This is a genomic window from Limnohabitans sp. (assembly GCF_040401495.1).
In the GTDB taxonomy this organism is placed as follows: Bacteria; Pseudomonadota; Gammaproteobacteria; order Burkholderiales; family Burkholderiaceae_C; genus Limnohabitans.
The window spans coordinates 67,129-84,028 of the sequence record NZ_JBBAOI010000004.1 but is presented as its reverse complement, the minus strand read 5'-3'; the positions used below and the strand labels follow the sequence as shown (position 1 = coordinate 84,028).

15 protein-coding genes are annotated in these 16,900 nt (G+C 48.2%); all 15 read right to left on the bottom strand.

Annotated features, from left to right (window positions below):
- Positions 1-2: 2 nt before the first annotated feature.
- Complete coding sequence (urtD, locus tag AC9UEO_RS04480) at positions 3-875, bottom strand: urea ABC transporter ATP-binding protein UrtD (protein WP_509530414.1); 873 nt, start codon at positions 873-875, stop codon at positions 3-5.
- Complete coding sequence (gene urtC / locus AC9UEO_RS04475; protein ID WP_509530412.1) at positions 872-1,993, bottom strand: urea ABC transporter permease subunit UrtC; 1,122 nt, start codon at positions 1,991-1,993, stop codon at positions 872-874. The genes urtD (AC9UEO_RS04480) and urtC (AC9UEO_RS04475) overlap by 4 nt, the downstream gene beginning before the upstream one ends.
- Position 1,994: 1 nt before the next feature.
- Positions 1,995-3,581, bottom strand: a complete 1,587-nt coding sequence (gene urtB, locus AC9UEO_RS04470) for an urea ABC transporter permease subunit UrtB (RefSeq protein WP_509530410.1) — start codon at positions 3,579-3,581, stop codon at positions 1,995-1,997.
- Between the two features lie 92 nt (positions 3,582-3,673).
- On the bottom strand, positions 3,674-4,945 hold the full coding sequence (urtA, locus tag AC9UEO_RS04465) for an urea ABC transporter substrate-binding protein (protein ID WP_509530408.1): 1,272 nt from the start codon (positions 4,943-4,945) through the stop codon (positions 3,674-3,676).
- A gap of 222 nt (positions 4,946-5,167) precedes the next feature.
- A complete protein-coding gene (locus AC9UEO_RS04460; RefSeq protein WP_509530648.1) occupies positions 5,168-5,809 on the bottom strand; it encodes an ANTAR domain-containing response regulator in 642 nt (213 codons plus the stop codon).
- A 100-nt stretch (positions 5,810-5,909) separates the two neighbouring features.
- Complete coding sequence (locus AC9UEO_RS04455; protein WP_509530406.1) at positions 5,910-7,007, bottom strand: transporter substrate-binding domain-containing protein; 1,098 nt, start codon at positions 7,005-7,007, stop codon at positions 5,910-5,912.
- A 14-nt stretch (positions 7,008-7,021) separates the two neighbouring features.
- Positions 7,022-8,572 carry a nitric oxide reductase activation protein NorD gene (locus AC9UEO_RS04450; protein WP_509530404.1) on the bottom strand — a complete coding sequence of 517 codons (1,551 nt, stop codon included), beginning with the start codon at positions 8,570-8,572 and terminating at the stop codon, positions 7,022-7,024.
- Between the two features lie 88 nt (positions 8,573-8,660).
- Positions 8,661-9,446 carry a CbbQ/NirQ/NorQ/GpvN family protein gene (locus tag AC9UEO_RS04445; RefSeq protein ID WP_509530402.1) on the bottom strand — a complete coding sequence of 262 codons (786 nt, stop codon included), beginning with the start codon at positions 9,444-9,446 and terminating at the stop codon, positions 8,661-8,663.
- An 87-nt stretch (positions 9,447-9,533) separates the two neighbouring features.
- Positions 9,534-10,571 carry an aliphatic amidase gene (locus AC9UEO_RS04440; RefSeq protein WP_509530400.1) on the bottom strand — a complete coding sequence of 346 codons (1,038 nt, stop codon included), beginning with the start codon at positions 10,569-10,571 and terminating at the stop codon, positions 9,534-9,536.
- A 20-nt stretch (positions 10,572-10,591) separates the two neighbouring features.
- Positions 10,592-11,281, bottom strand: a complete 690-nt coding sequence (urtE, locus tag AC9UEO_RS04435) for an urea ABC transporter ATP-binding subunit UrtE (protein WP_509530646.1) — start codon at positions 11,279-11,281, stop codon at positions 10,592-10,594.
- A 9-nt stretch (positions 11,282-11,290) separates the two neighbouring features.
- Complete coding sequence (gene urtD / locus AC9UEO_RS04430) at positions 11,291-12,028, bottom strand: urea ABC transporter ATP-binding protein UrtD (protein ID WP_509530397.1); 738 nt, start codon at positions 12,026-12,028, stop codon at positions 11,291-11,293.
- Positions 12,025-13,074: an urea ABC transporter permease subunit UrtC gene (gene urtC / locus AC9UEO_RS04425; RefSeq protein ID WP_509530395.1), complete on the bottom strand. Its 1,050-nt coding sequence runs from the start codon at positions 13,072-13,074 to the stop codon at positions 12,025-12,027. Before urtC (AC9UEO_RS04425) ends, urtD (AC9UEO_RS04430) begins: the two co-directional genes overlap by 4 nt.
- A gap of 1 nt (position 13,075) precedes the next feature.
- Entirely contained in the window at positions 13,076-13,978 is a 903-nt protein-coding gene (gene urtB, locus AC9UEO_RS04420; RefSeq protein ID WP_509530393.1) for an urea ABC transporter permease subunit UrtB, read from the bottom strand.
- Between the two features lie 64 nt (positions 13,979-14,042).
- Positions 14,043-15,233: an urea ABC transporter substrate-binding protein gene (gene urtA, locus AC9UEO_RS04415; RefSeq protein ID WP_509530390.1), complete on the bottom strand. Its 1,191-nt coding sequence runs from the start codon at positions 15,231-15,233 to the stop codon at positions 14,043-14,045.
- Between the two features lie 195 nt (positions 15,234-15,428).
- Positions 15,429-16,880 (bottom strand): amidase, encoded by a 1,452-nt coding sequence (locus AC9UEO_RS04410; protein ID WP_509530387.1) that lies wholly within the window; start codon positions 16,878-16,880, stop codon positions 15,429-15,431.
- Between the last annotated feature and the right edge of the window lie 20 nt (positions 16,881-16,900).

The window sequence follows — 16,900 nt, the reverse complement described above, 5'->3', positions numbered from 1 at the left end:
GCTTAGCGTCCTAAATACACATCAATCACACGCTCATCGGCTTGGACTTGCTCAAAGCTGCCTTGGGCCAATACAGCACCATCGCAAAGCACGGTGACGGTATCTGATATTTGACGAATAAAACCCATATCGTGCTCGACCACCATCAAGGAGTGTTTACCCTTCAAGGACAAAAAAAGCTCTGCAGTGCGGTCAGTTTCTTGGTCAGTCATACCAGCCACCGGTTCATCGAGCAACAGCAGTTTGGGGTCTTGCATCAGCAACATACCAATTTCTAGCCATTGTTTTTGACCATGGCTCAGCAGTCCCGCCATTCGAGTTGTGTCACCAGTTAACCGAATGGTTTCCAAGACTTCGCACAATCGGTCTTGTTGCATTCCACTCAGGCGAAACACCATAGAAGCTGCAACATTTTTAGCAGTCGCCAACGCAAGCTCTAGATTTTCCCAAACACTTAAATGCTCAAACACCGTGGGTTTTTGAAACTTCCGACCAATACCCAGTTGGGCTATTTCAGGCTCGTTGTGGCGCAACAAATCAATAGTACTGCCGAAAAATACACTGCCGCTGTCTGGTCGAGTTTTACCAGTGATGATGTCCATCATGGTGGTTTTGCCAGCACCATTAGGGCCGATGATGCAGCGTAATTCGCCAGGCGCAATGTCCAAAGACAAGTTGTTAATGGCCTTAAAACCATCGAAGCTCACATTGACATCCTCTAAGTAGAGAATTCGTCCGTGGGTCAGGTCCAGTTCTCCGGCTTGCAGCACATGTCCATAACTTGCACCCCTGTCTCCCGAGGAAGATTGCTGTACTCGTCGAAATTGATGCGCTTGCAAACGCTCGCTACCTTCGTCAAATAAGTCGGGCGTCATGATGAAGCCCCTTTAGACAACCAAGCTTGTCGTGCTTTGTTCCACAAACCCAAGACACCTTGGGGCATGAACAAAGTCACGGCAATGAACAAAGCGCCTAAAACGTACAGCCAAAATTCAGGCGCAATGACTGTGAGCCAGCTTTTGGCACCATTGACCATAAAGGCTCCCAAGATGGGCCCAAGCAAACTGCCTCTGCCACCCACGGCCGCCCAAACTGCGATTTCAATGGAGTTGGCTGGGCTCATCTCACTGGGGTTAATGATGCCAACCTGCGGCACATACAAAGCGCCAGCCACGCCACACATCACAGCAGAAATAACCCAAATGCTCAACTTGTAGGGCAAGGGAGAGTAGCCACAAAACATGACCCTACTCTCAGCATCCCTGATGGCTTGCAAGACACGGCCAAATTTGCTCTGCATTAACCATCTGGCCACCAAAAAGAAACCAAGCAAAGTTGCAGCCGTCATGACGAACAGCACCATACGTATATTCGGCGTGGCAATGGTCATTCCCAATATTCGCTTGAAGTCGGTGAACCCATTGTTACCACCAAATCCGGTCTCGTTACGAAAGAACAGCAACATGAATGCAAACGTCATGGCTTGGGTGATGATGGAGAAATACACACCCTTGATACGTGAACGAAATGCAAAATAGCCAAACACTGCAGCCAAAAGGCCTGGGGCCAATACGATGAATACCAAAGTGGCTATGAAGCTGTCGCTGAAATACCAATGCCAAGGCAAGGTCTTCCAATTTAAAAACACCATAAAGTCGGGCAGTTCGGATTTGTAATTGCCGTCGAGTCCAATTTGGCGCATCAGGTACATGCCCATGGCATAACCACCCAGCGCAAAAAACAAACCATGCCCTAAGGACAAAATACCTGTGTAGCCCCAAATCAAATCCATGGCCAAGGCACATATGGCGTAGCACATGATCTTGCCCACCAAAGAGACCACAAAGTCGCTCATATGCAAGGGATGACCGACTGGAACATATAAATTCAGCAATGGCGTAATCAACCCCAACACCAATACGAACGCTAAGAATGCAAGCCAACCCTTGGGGCTGAGCAATGCGGGTTTGGGTGGAATATGGATGGTGCTCATCTTAAGCCTCTGCGCTTCTGCCCTTCATCGCAAACAAACCCTGAGGTCGTTTTTGAATGAAGATGATGATGAACACCAAAACCGCAATCTTGGCAAGTACTGCGCCTGTCCAACCTTCTAAAAATTTATTCAAGATACCCAAACCCAGTGCTGCATAGACGGTTCCCGCCAACTGCCCCACGCCGCCAAGCACCACCACCATGAAGGCATCAACGATATAGCCTTGGCCCAAATCAGGTCCTACATTGCCGATCTGGCTTAGTGCACAACCTGCCAAGCCTGCGATACCCGAACCCAACGCAAAGGCATAGGTGTCAATTCTTGAGGTGTTCACGCCCATGCATGAGGCAATAGCGCGGTTTTGCGTCACACCGCGAACAAACAAACCCAGTCGTGTTCGACTGATGAGCAAAGTCATACCAAGCAAAACAGCAAAGGCAAACACCACAATCAAAATTCGGTTCCACGGCAGGCTTAAGTTAGACAGAACTTGTATGCCACCGCTCATCCAACGAGGGTTTTCAACAGCCACGTTTTGTGCACCAAACAAGGACCGAACCGCTTGCATCAATATCAAACTGATGCCCCAAGTAGCCAAGAGTGTCTCCAGTGGTCGACCATATAAAAACCGCAGCACACTGCGCTCCAGCACAGCACCAACTGCTGCAGCAGTCAAAAATGCCATTGGTAAGGCAGCTAACAAATACCAGTCAAACGCATTGGGCAGGTATTGCCTGAACATGACTTGCACCACATAGGTTGCATAAGCACCCACCATCATCAACTCGCCATGCGCCATGTTGATAACACCCATCAAGCCGTAGGTGATGGCCAAACCAAGGGCGACCAGCAACAGAATCGAGCCTAAGCTGATACCAGTAAACACTACGCCCAAGCGCTCACCCCAAGCCAATGCTTCTTTGATGGTGGCAAGCGAGTTAATGATTTGGGCTTTGACTTTCACATCCGTTTCAACACCGAGTTGTTGATTAAAAAGCAACTGCGCTTCAGGGCTTTTCGCCTGCCCCAATGTTTGGGCAGCTTGTAAACGCTCTACTGGGTCAGCCACGCTGATGGCCATGGCGGCCTTGGCCAGCATCAAGGCATTTTTGACTTGCTCGTTAGCTTCAGCTTTCAATGCCTTGTTGATCAAAGGAAGCTTGGCTGCGTCAGGTTCTTTGGCAAGCGCCATGGCTGCTTGCAAACGGACTTTGTCGTCAGGGTTTAGCAGTTTCAGTGCTGCCAACGCTGCATCAATTTCGCCACGCATACGGTTATTGCTGACCACATCTTCTGCATCGGTCGGCATGGAAATTTCAGCGGCAGTCACAGGATCAAAGGCCTTGCCATCGCGTAACACCACCACTTGTTTTCCTGCGACTTTGACAGCATCATCTGCCAGCGCTTGTAAGAAAACAGCAGTGGCTGCATCCGCTTCTTGTAAAGCTTGGTTGAGTACTTCTAGACGGTTGTCGGTTTCACCTTGCACCATACCGATGGCTTGGGGATTTGTCAGCGCTTGAGCCATAGACAAACTCAAACAACTGCAAAAAAAGACAAAGCTCAACCTGATGCGGATGATCCACATGCGACAACTCTCGGGGGAATATAAAGGGAGATGAGAATGAATTTGAAAGATCAGTGGCGCCGCATCGCGCCACTGACTTCACTCACGCGAGATTACTTCTTGACAGGTTCGTCAGGCTTGACGTCGTTGCCAGGAATGAAGGGGCTCCAAGGCTTGGCTTTCACCGGGCCAGGTGTTTTCCAGACCACATTGAATTGACCGTCGGCCTTGATCTCACCAATGAACACAGACTTGTGCAAATGGTGGTTTTTCTCGTCCATTTTGGAGGTGATACCGCTAGGTGCAGTAAAGGTTTGGCCAGCCATGGCGGCGATAACTTTGTCAACGTCGGTGGACTTGGCTTTTTCAACTGCTTGCTTCCACATATTGATACCGATATAGGTAGCTTCCATGGGATCATTGGTCAAAGGCTTATCTTTATGCCCAGCAATACCTTTGGCTTTGGCGTAGCTTGCCCACTTTTTAATGAAAGCATCGTTGGTGGGGTTCTTGATGGATTGGAAATAGTTCCACGCAGCCAAGTGACCTACTAAAGGCTTGGTGTCAACGCCACGCAGTTCTTCTTCACCCACAGAGAAGGCCACAACAGGAACGTCTTTGGCTTTCAAACCTGCGTTACCCAATTCTTTGTAGAAAGGCACGTTGGAGTCACCATTGATAGTAGAGACCACGGCTGTTTTGCCGCCAGCAGAGAATTTTTTGATGTCGGCAACAATGGTTTGGTAATCAGAATGACCAAACGGTGTGTACTTCTCATCAATATCAGTCTCTTTCACGCCTTTGCTGATCAGGTAAGCACGCAAAATTTTGTTGGTGGTGCGGGGATAGACATAGTCGGTACCCAATAAAACCCAACGCTTGGCAGCGCCACCGTCTTTGCTCATCAAGTAGTCAACAGCAGGAATGGCTTGTTGGTTAGGCGCAGCACCTGTGTAGAACACGTTTTTCGACAGCTCTTCACCCTCGTATTGCACAGGGTAAAACAACAGACCGTTCATCTCTTCAACCACGGGCAACACGGATTTACGTGACACCGAAGTCCAGCAACCAAAGATGACGGCCACTTTGTCTTGGCCCAGCAACTGCTTGGTTTTCTCTGCAAACAAGGGCCAGTTCGAAGCGGGATCGACCACCACGGGTTCGAGTTTTTTACCCAAAACGCCACCTTTGGCATTGATTTCATCAATAGCCATCAACACAGTGTCTTTCAACACGGTTTCTGAAATAGCCATGGTGCCTGAGAGGCTGTGCAACACACCTACTTTGATGGTGTCGGCAGCGTGTGCAAGAGAAAGTGTCAGAGATCCGCTGACCAGGGCTGCGGCTGCGGCCAAGGTTTTGAGATGGTTGCGACGGTTAAGCATGAGAGGAACTCCAAGTCGTTCAAGGTTGAAAAGAAACGCGCCTTGTGGGCTACGCCCTATGGCCTTGCAAGGCTTATGCCAACCCATGGATATTGGAATGTTGAACTAATCAGGTGCATTCACTGATTTGAGGTGCCCTTAATGCACCAAATACACGCCCTTAAAAGGTGCGTATAGAGACCAGAGCGCGAAATCAGGGCTTTAGACTATGTCAGTGAATGACTATTTGATACGAACTACAGAACCTGTCGCCTTTGACTTTGAATCTGACTTGTTTGGAGTGCTGACGGAACTGGTTTCGCCAAGAGCAGACTCCAAAGCCTCCTTGGCAGTAATGATGCTAAGGGCGACTTCCTCTATGGAACAGCGTTTATCCATGGAGCGATTTCGAATAATTTTGAATGCCTCGACATCGCTGATACCGCTGGTATCCATCAAAAATCGTTTCGCCTGCTCAACAACCCGCACTGACTCAACCCGCCCTTCGAGTTTGTTGATGCGCTTGAGCAGATCTTCGCGAACCTTGTGCTGATTCACCGCAAGCACAATGGCTGACAACACGCCAAAAGGCTTGACCGGAGAAAACAAAAGCGCCGAGGAGTTCAACTGGCAAGCCAAGTCGAGCACCGTGGGACTTTCAAATTGCAAGACAGAAACCACAATTTTATTTTTCAATGCCTTCAGCAAATTCTTATCCATCTTGATAAAAGCTTCAGGAACTAAAGCCAGTACCACCAGATCTACGCTGAGCAATTCACTCATTACCGGAGGCCATACTTGCTGATAAGGCATACCCAAACGCTCAAGTTGCTGGGAAATCAAACGACATTCTGCGCCCAGTGGATGGCATAAGCCCACTTGCATCTGGCGTAAGCCAGCGACTACATCACGCTGTTCCATCTAACCTCCTTGAAGACAATCATCTGCAAACGAGACACAAGGTACATACAGTCAAAGTGAAAAACTACAAAGCAGAAATGGCATAGGACATCAAATACGGGTCTGGCCGCACCGTCCTCTTGGATTCCTTCACAATTTCAAAATCACCATCTGCTCTGGATCTACCAATACGCGAATACACCCAGCAATGGTTGTTATCTGGATCGATTCTTATACGACCTTGGGGCGCCTCGACTTCCATACCACGCAATACTTTAAGCAAACTATCAGTGTGTGTGTCATCTGCTTCTAACAGGGCTTTGGCGAACAGCATAACTTGAAAGTAGGCTGATTCCCAGCATTGATTAATAGGCACGTTCTGAGTATGGGTAGCCAATTGCTGCAAAGAGGGAATGGCTGACTGCTTGAGCAGCGAGGCAAAGAAAGGGGCCGCGGTGAAGTGATCGGCTCTGGCAAATGGCTGCATACTTGCCAACTCAGCTTCAGATGTGGTCAAACTGGCTATCGGCAATGTAAGCGGTTGCAAGCCTGCTTGTGCATATGTTTCATAAAAAGCGGCAGTAGAAGAACCAACCACCGTCGAAAAAATAAAGTCAGGTTTACACGCTGCTATATCCTCAACCACAGGCCTGAATTCAGCATGTAATGACTCGATACTGAGGTAATGCTCTCCCATGATTTTTCCGCCAAAGCCGTTGACCATGTCCTTCATGATGCGGTTGGATTCATAGGGGTAAACATAGTCCGAGCCGACCAAATAACAATTTTTACCAAACTTGGAAAACATGAATTCAGCCAAAATAATGATGTTTTGGTTTGGACACGCGCCGGTATAAATTACATTAGGTGAAAACTCAAAGCCCTCATACAAAGTGGGATAAAAAAGCAGTTTGTTGTGTTTTTCAATAACCGGCAGCACTGACTTGCGGCTGATCGATGTGTAACAACCGAATATGACGCCTACCCCCTGCTCGGTGATCAACTTTTCACTCATTAAAGAAAAAAGATAAGGGTCGGATTGGGGATCCAAATAAAACGGTTGAATTTCTAAACCGTGGGCAGATAACAGACTGTTTGCCTCATCAATCGCCAGCAAGGTTGCATGTAATTGGGTTTTCTCAATCACGGAGGTAGCACCTGTTTGCGAAAAAAGTACGCCCACAGGGATAACGGTCTTCATGTAAAGCTCTTTCTAATTTTTTTCAAGACATTGCGCATAGCCAATTCAATTTTGTCAGCCTCGCAAACCACAGTATGCGACAAACCGAAGATCTTCTGACAGATCTGCCCTTGCAAAGATCCTATTTTCAAACATATCACGCTAACGCCCTCTTCCCTTAATTGTGCGACAGCAAATTGGCTGTCTTGCCATAAATAATTTTCCTCTGGGCAGTCCACATCACTGGGTACACCGTCTGTCAAGACCAGCACCATGGGTTGCTGTAAACGATTTGCACACAAACTGCTCATATGCCTCAGTGCAGCACCGAGTCTGGTTGAATAGGCTGCCTGCAGTCCTTGCAATGCGCGGCGCTGAGTATCTGTCCAAGGTGAAACAAAATCCTTGTGAAGGGTAATGCTGACATCGTCTTTTGTGTTGGAATGAAAACTCGAGACTGCAAAAGGAATACGGGCCGATTGAAAAAAATCAGCCAAATAGGTAATAGCTTTTTTTTCCAAATCGAGAATACTCATAAAACTTCCCGCAATACGGTCATTGGCAGATTCAGAGGCATCTATCAGCACCATCACACCAGCACTCAATTGCTGTCGCTGCCACTGCAGAAAAATATTTTCATCCGGGGAAATTTGGCAGCGCAAATCAATATGACGCTCTATGGCCTTGTCAAGCCAAAGTTGTTCGCCTGAATCAACAGACAACTTGAACTCACCCCGAATTGCTCGCCTTTGTCGGGATTTCAAATAGGCGGTTTGTGCCGCACGCAAGGGAACACGTTTCAATGCAGAAGCAGGCAACAAACCCAAGTGGTTCACAGTAACAAAGGCTTTATTCAAGTTTTGAGTCTGTGCATTCCATTCGTCATAGTAAAAAATCAGTTTCTCTTCTTTCGGTAGCAGTTCGGGCTCTAAGGGTGATGTTGTTCGTGAATGGGAAACCGATTCCTGCACTTTTTGCTCCGCAGAAGCATCTGTCCAAAGAATGGAGTTATCGTCGCGGTAAGCTGGCCAGACAGCATATTTCGTATGGTCAAATCGATAACGCATCTGGCCGAGATCGTTGGCCAAAATTGATCCCACTTCGCGCAGTGCATCGAACCCACCGCAACTGAGCAAAGCTTGTTCAAACATATCAAGCGCTTTACCGCACCAATAGTCTTCAAATACATTGTGTCTACGGTTCAGACAAACAGACATTTTGGCTAACTGAGTTTCGACTCCTCCGATACTCAATGCCTGTTCCATATCCATGCGCGAAGTAAATACGGCGCCTATGCCTTCTATATCTTGATTGATCAGGCGCTCCACACGCTCATCTTCAAGCAAAGAAATAACTGCCAGTGAAAGATGTTTGAATTTCCCTACCGGCTGAAAAAAAGGTGAGTGCATTAAATGGGCTTTGGCGTGTGCCACCATACACAGCAAATCCACGGGTTGATAGTCGCCTTTGTGAACGTCTGAAAGCTGCTGTGACAAACTGTGTGGTAATGACAACCCATAGGGGGTAATCGCCAGTCTTTGCTGTTGGCGGCTTCGCTCAACTGACACGACGGGTAGGTTTTGCGTAGGTTGCTGCAAGCCACGCAAGACAAATTCAAGCCACTTATCAGCAATCACTGTGGCCACGGATGCGCTTTCACATGTGAACTGCGGCTATAACCAAAGGCAGCAAAGCCAGCAAGCTTGCTCTGATGGTGGGTTCATCAGTGACGGGGTCAATCAATGCCGCTTCCAACAGGTTTTGTCGTCCTGCATCTTGGGACATCAACTTAGCAGCATGAATCAACATACGCGTTGACACACCTTCAAATAATCCGCTCCCAGCCATTTTGCGTGAGCTCGCGCCAAAGTTTGCTAGCGCTCTGGCAAGCGTCGAAGTACAACCAGACTCACTGGCAATGATGTGTTGCTCAAGTTCAATGGCAGGGTAATTGAACCGCACCGCCACAAACCGCTGTTTGATTGATTCTTTTAAATCTCGCATCACACTTTGGTACCCAGGGTTGTAGGACACCACCAACATGAAATGGGCAGGCGCAAGTAAGACTTCATTGGTCTTGTCGATGAACAATTGACGACGATGATCAGCCAAAGCATTTAACACCACCAGCGCTTCTTGCCGCGCCTCAATCACTTCATCGAGATAACAAATGCCACCTTGTCTGACAGCCTGCGTCAGCGGGCCATCAATCCAAGGCGTTTCATTGCCTTTAAGGATATACCTGCCCACCAGATCACTGGCACTGGTGTCTTCATTACAGGCGACTGTCCACATTGGCAACTTCAACTCTTGCGCCATGTACTCGACAAACCGCGTCTTCCCGCAACCGGTTGGACCTTTGATGAGTAAGGGCAGATGATGGTTAAAAGCCTGTCGAAAAACCAGCTCTTCGTCACCTAGCGGATGGTATGAAATAGTCAATGGGCAATCACAAGGTTTTCTGATGAAACAAACAAAGACACCCCGTTTGCAGGAATGGCAAATCGAGGTGTCAGGGTGGGAGGAGTATCAACGATGCTTGGTAGATTGATTGGGAATACCCTCAATCGGTGCCTCGTCTGTTCCAGGTGTAGATCGTGTGATGGATTCAACCATTTTTCGAGTGCCTTCTGGATCGTTAATCCATTTGGAGTAGAACTCAAAAGGACACGCCGCCACACCGTTGGCATCTTCTCCAGAATTTATTTTTCCAGTGTATCCACGGTGTAATAGCTTGTACAAATGGTTTTGTGATTGCATGGTGCGTCTTGCATCACGAATCAAACTGACAGAGAGTTCAGCATACTGAATACCCATATCTTCTTCACCGCATTCGCCAAGTGTTCGGCCATCAAAGCCAACTATGGCTGAGTGACCAAAATAGGAATAGACACCATCAAAGCCAGAGGCATTGGCAACAGCAACATAACAATTGTTCATCCAGGCCATGGCCTTGGCAACAATCACCTGCTGATCTTTGGCTGGGTACATATAACCTTGGCAGCGCACAATCAATTCAGCGCCGCGCATGGCGCAATCACGCCAGATTTCAGGATAGTTGCCATCATCACAAATGATGAGACTGATCTTCATGCCCTTGGGGCCGTCAGACACATACGTGCAATCGCCAGGATACCAACCTTCGATAGGTACCCAAGGCATGATCTTGCGGTATTTCTGCACGATCTCACCTTTGTCGTTCATCAAAATCAATGTGTTGTAAGGCGCTTTTTTGGGATGCTCTTCATGGCGCTCTCCAGTCAAAGAGAAAACCCCCCAAACCTTGGCCTTGCGGCAAGCCGCCGCAAAGATTTCAGTTTCTTCACCTGGCACCGTTGCGGCTGTGTCGTACATCTCCTTAGAGTCATACATGATGCCGTGGGTAGAGTATTCGGGAAAGATCACCAAGTCCATGCCAGGCAAACCTTGCTTCATACCGATCAGCATGTCACCGATCTTGCGAGCGTTGTCTAACACCTCGGCCTTGGTGTGCAAGCGGGGCATTTTGTAGTTAACAACTGCAACGCCAACGCAGTCCTTGCTGCTTGAAATATCACCATGTCTCATTTGAGTTCTCCTGTGAATAGTTAAATTGTCAAAAATGCCTTAACGGCATCAACGTCCTCTGCCCCCTTGCCGCAGGTATGTACAACCGCCCCGCGCTCCAAAACCACCAAGCGGTCAGCCACACTGACAGCAAAACTCAACACCTGCTCTGACAACAGAACAGTGCAATCGGTTGCCTTTTGCAACTTAACCAATGCAGCCGCAATTTCTTTGATGATGGATGGTTGAATTCCCTCTGTTGGCTCATCAAGGATCAACAGACTAGGACCAGCCGTCAGGGCTCTGCCAATCGCAACCATTTGTTGTTGTCCTCCAGATAAATTACCCGCTTTGCGAGCTTTCATCTGAGAAAGAACAGGAAAAAGTTCATAAACAAGGTCAGGAATTTTTTTAAGTCGTCCGGTATTGAGGGACGTCAACAAGTTTTCTTCCACCGTTAACTGACTGAACAACAACCGTCCTTGCGGCACATAACCCATTCCCATTCGAGCCCGCTCAAAAACAGGCATACGGGTAATGTCCTCGCCCATGAACTCGATACGACCGGAATGAACTGGCAACAAACCGACCAAGGTTTTGAAAAAAGTAGACTTGGACATGCCGTTTTTTCCAATCACGGCAACGGCCTCATGCGCCTTCATATCGAATGACACACCGTGCAAAACAATGCTTTGCCCATAGCCGGCCATCAAGTCAGTAGTGTGTAGCAAGGTCATTCCCTAATCACCTAAATAAACTTCACGCACACGGGGATCTGCCTGAACTTGCTCAATCGAACCTTCACACAAAATTGCACCCTGGTGCAAAACCGTGACATTGCCCGAAAGCTTCTTGACAAAATCCATGTCATGCTCAATCACGACGATGGCCTGAATAACGGAAATACGCTGAATCAAATCAACTGTTTGATCACGCTCCTTCAAACTCATGCCTGCCACGGGTTCATCCAGCAATAGCAATTTCGGATGCTGGACCAGCAACATGGCTATCTCCAACCATTGTTTCTGCCCATGACTAAGGGTACCGGCTTGAACATCGAGCTTGTTGACCAAGTTAGTGATCTCAGCAACATCAATAATTTCTTGATTGAACTGATCATCTCTGTTGAAGATGGCAGACAACATGCTCTGCCCCTTGGGTACAGAAATTTGAATATTTTGATAAACCGTTAAATCATCGTAAACAGAGGGAGTCTGAAATTTTCTGCCCATGCCCATACGGGTACGCTTGAATTCACTTTCGCCGTCAATTCGAATACCTTCGAAATAAATACTTCCCTGAGTCGCAGCTGTCTTGCCGCAAACGGCGTCCAGCAGTGTGGTTTTTCCGGCACCATTGGGGCCAATGACGCAGCGGATCTCACCCTTTTGTACCGTCAAATTGACATGGTCAATGGCCACAAAGCCACCGAAACTGACCACTAAATCACGCACCTCTAGCAACGACTGTCCGCTCATAGACGGTCACCTGCGGCTTTGGGTCGGACTTTAAACATTCCAAGTAAACCTGCCATGCCTTGAGGTAGCACCGCAGTGACGAGTAAGAACAATCCACCCAGAAAAAATAACCAACCCTGTGGGAATTCCTCTGACAAAGCAGACTTAAGCCAACCAATGGAAAACGCAGCAAACACCGCGCCTAGAACGGATGTACGACCACCAAATGCAGCATAAACAATCATTTCAACAGAGGCGACTGCTCCTACCAGTTGGGGCGTGATCAATCCGGTGAACAAGACAAACATCGCTCCGCCTATGGAAGCAAGCACACAAGATACTGACAAAGTGGCGGCTTTGATCCAAGCGGTGTCATAGCCGGAAAACCGAACACGGTCTTCTCTGTCCCTGATCGCTATCAAAACTTTTCCATAACGGGAAGAAACAAGGTATTGCACCACCGCCGTACATACTGCCAGCAATCCCAACATCATGTAAAACAAGCGCGTTCGTGCTTCATCCGAAGCCACATCCCAACCGAGCAAGGTACTGAAATCTGTGATGCCATTGGCGCCGCCTGTGCCGCCTTGACTGCCAATGATCAATACGGTCAAGGTCAGAGACAACGCAAGAGTCAAGATTGCAAAATACACACCGCTGACGCGCTTTTTAAAAATCAAATAAGTAAATGGAAATGCCACCAATACAGGCAAAACAAATATGCAGAGTAAAGTAAAACTGAAGCTTTGAAATGGCAACCAGGCCAAAGGCAATTGCTCAACGCTGCTCCAAACCATGAAGTCTGGAAGTTCAGGGCTGGAAGCCTCGAGCTTCAAAAACATAGCCAATGAATACGCGCCAATTCCGAAGAAGATACCTTGACCCAAACTGAGTATGCCGCAATAGCCCCAACTGAGCACAATCCCCAATGCAACAAAGGCAAATGACAGGTACTTACCGTACAGGGGAACTCTGAATTCAGGCGACACAAGCGGCAACAACAAAAGCAGGCCGAAAATGATGGTGAAATTTACCCACCAACTTTTACGTAAAAAATCGTTTGGCATATCAACTTCTCACTTTGGGAGAAAAAAGGCCATTCGGACGGTAGTAAAGAATCACCACCACGATCAGCATTAACAGTACCTTGGCATATGAGCTGGTCGTCATGAATTCAAAAGTAGTTTGCAGCTGCGCAATGATGAAGCTTGATAACGCTGTACCCATGATGCTGGCAACGCCACCAAAAACAACCACAATGAAGGTATCCACGATATACAACTGTCCAGTCCCTGGATTGGTAGAACCGATCATCGTGAACACGCTACCAGCAATTCCAGCCAATCCACTGCCAAGCGCAAAGGTATACATATCGACTTGCCGAGTATTGATGCCAACCGTTTCAGCAATAGCGCGATTTTGTGTAATAGCGCGAACTTTTAAACCCATGCGGGTTTTAAAGAACAGCAAGTACACAACGCCCGCTACAAGCAACGTAAGGACAATAATAAATATTCGATTCAAGGGCAGTTGTACGCCGGTAAATGGTTCGATGGCACCATCCAACCACGAGGCAAGCGGTATGGTGACCTCTTGCGGCCCGAATACGGTGCGGTAAGTTTGTTGCAATATCAAACTTAAACCCCAAGTGGCAAGCAAAGTATCCAATGGACGGTTGTAAAACCAGCGAACCACCGACCACTCTAGAAACATACCAAATAAGAACGTCACTAAAAATGCGATAGGTATCGCAAACAAAATATAAGTGTCAACCGAATCAGGAAAAACTTTTAAAAATACATTGGCAACCATGAAAGTCACGTAGGCTCCCAAAGCCATCAACTCTCCATGGGCCATATTGATGACACCCATCAAACCAAAAACGATGGCCAACCCCAAAGACATCAGCAGCAAAATTGCTGTATAGCTGACGCCACTGAAAAGTTGCATCCAAAATATTTCAAGACTCACAGAAACTCTCCTCGGCAGCCTGCCGCTTACACGGCAGGCCATCCGAATGCTTCACTTCAAAAAATTACAGTTTGGGGAAGGGGTTAGGTTCAGTCAGTTGACTTTCATGAACGATGTCAAACTGCCCGTCTGCACGTGCGCGTCCAATTCGGACTTTTTTCCACACGTGGTGATTGGTTTTGTGAATCCTCACCAGACCTTCAGGCGCTTTGAACTCAACTTCTGAAGAAGCAGCAATTACCTTAGCCACATCAAATGACTTGGCTTTTTCTACAGCCAGCTTCCACAAATACACAGCGTTGTAGCCGCATTCCATAGGGTCACCCACCACACGGTCTTTGCCGTATTTGGCTTTGATGGCCGCCACAAATTTTTCATTTTCAGGCGACTTGATGCTTTGGAAATATCCCATACATGCGTAATAGCCCACTGCATTGTCCTTGCCAATGCCATCGATCTCATTTTCGGACACCACAGTAGACAACAGCTTTTGCTTGGTGCCATCAAGGCCAGCGGCCTTTAACTGCTTGTAGAAGGCAACGTTAGATCCGCCCACCACGGTTGAATAAATCCAGTCAGGTTTGGCTGCCTTGATTTTGTTGATGATGGAAGAGAACTCGGTATGTCCCAATGGCGCATATTCTTCGCCAACCACACTTGAACCCAGACGTGTAGCAGTTGCTTTGGCGATTTTGTTGCAAGTACGTGGATAAATGTAATCAGAGCCAACAAAAAAGAAGGTTTTGCCCTGCTGCTTAGCCATCCACTCCATGGCAGCAACAACAGATTGTGTTGCTTCCTGAGAGGTATAGATGACCTGTGGATCTTCTTCCTGACCTTCATAGTAGGTTGGGTAGTACAACAAACCCTTGTTGGCCTTGAACACAGGCAAAACCGCTTTGCGTGATGCAGATGTGTAGCAACCAATCACAGCGGGGACTTTGTCCTGTTGCAATAATTTTTTGGCTTTTTCAGCAAATGTTGGCCAATCACTGGCTCCATCTTCAAGCACAGGAACAATTTTTTTACCGAGTACGCCACCTGCTGCATTGATCTCATCAATGGCCATTTTTTCTGCGTCCACAATGGCAGCCTCAGCCAAGGCGATGGTTCCTGACATTGAGTGCAACAAGCCCAATTTGACCTCATCGGCTGCCTGACTCAACCCTGGCCAAAGTGCGGCGCCCGGTAGGGCGGTGGCAGCAACCAAGGTGCTGCCTTTTTGTATGAACCGACGACGTGATGACAAACTCATGTTGACTCCTTAAACAATATTCCACAAAGTAAACTAACGCCCAAAACGCAAAAAGCCCCATACGCGCGCATCGCGTTATGGGGCTTTTTTGCTCCTTCAAGAAACCGGCTTTCTTGACGGTTTTTCGAAATTGATAGTGGCTTGATATTAAATCCGGTTTCTATTCCCGAAAGTAGTATTTACCCTAGAGGTCTTTTACAGTTTGCTGACCATGTCTGGCCAACGGTGTCGCCAAGGTTGGGCAGCTTCAAAGGCAGCGGATGCTCGTAAAACCAAGGCATCGCCAAGATGCTTACCGCTGATTTGCAATCCCACGGGCAAACCTTCCCGCGTCCAGCCTGCTGGTACGGTTGCGGCAGGTTGACCAGTCATATTCATGGGAAAGGTGAAATGCAGCCACTCGGTGTTTTGCACTTCACGCCCGTTGATACTGGTAGGTCCCTGAATACCGACCTCAAAGGGAGGCACAGCCAGCGTTGGCGTAAGCAGCAAATCGTACTTACGCATCATGCGCCACATCTTGTTATTGACATGCTTTCGCATCACCATGGCGTCGGTCAACTGTTCGTCAGTGAATTGGGTGGACAGCAATGCGGCCAAGTGAGGCGACATCTTGTCACCAAGTTTGCGAGCCATGGCCCGCATGCCTTTCAAATCGGTCTCGCGAACCACCATGCCCCAAAAGGCATCGAACGGGTTATCCCAGCCCGGGCTCGCTTCTTCAACGATACAGCCCAGGTCGCGCTCAAACACTTTAACTGCATCAGCAACAATTTGTGCGACCTGAGGATCAACCGCTGCGTAACCCCAATCGGGGCTGAAGCCCACTCGCAAACCTTTGAGATCGCCTTGAAGTGATTTCATCCAATCAAAATCTTTTTCATACGGTAAGGTACGGTTATCACGATCATCCGGACCAGCGATGACAGACAACATCAATGCACTGTCAGCAACCGTTCTGCTCATTGGGCCAATATGTTCCAACGCCTCCCAACTCGATACGCCCGGATAACGCTCGTCTTTGACGCCGGGGTACAAAGGAACACGCCCCATTGAAGCCTTCATGCCGAACAGGCCACAAAAACTGCTTGGTATTCGCACTGAACCCCCGCCGTCACTGCCCAGCGCCAAGGGCACCATACCACTGGCGACCGCGGCCCCAGAACCTGCACTTGACCCTCCAGGAGTCATATCGGTGTTCCATGGGTTACGTGATGCTTCAAATACGGGGTTGTGACCGACACCGCTATAACCAAATTCAGGCACATTGGTTTTACCCATGATGATGGCGTCGGCATCTCGCATACGCTCTACCACCACGTCATCCTCCTCAGGGACGAAATCTGCGTAGGCCCAGGATCCTGAGGCGGTTTTAATGCCGGCGGTACAAATCAAATCTTTCACGCCATAGGGGACGCCTGCAAATGGGCCTAATTTTTCGCCATTCATGATCCGCTTCTCCTGATCTTTGGCCGTCTTGCGAGCCAGTTCAGGGGTAGGTGTACAAAACGCATGTAGCTGTGGTTCGAGCTCATCCATGCGAAGCAAAAGCGCGTCAACGACTTCAACAGGTGACAGTTGTTTGCTGCGAACCATGGAGGCCAAAGTGATGGCATCCATGCTGCAAATATCATTTTTCATTGCCATTATTTTTCTCTCTTAAAGTT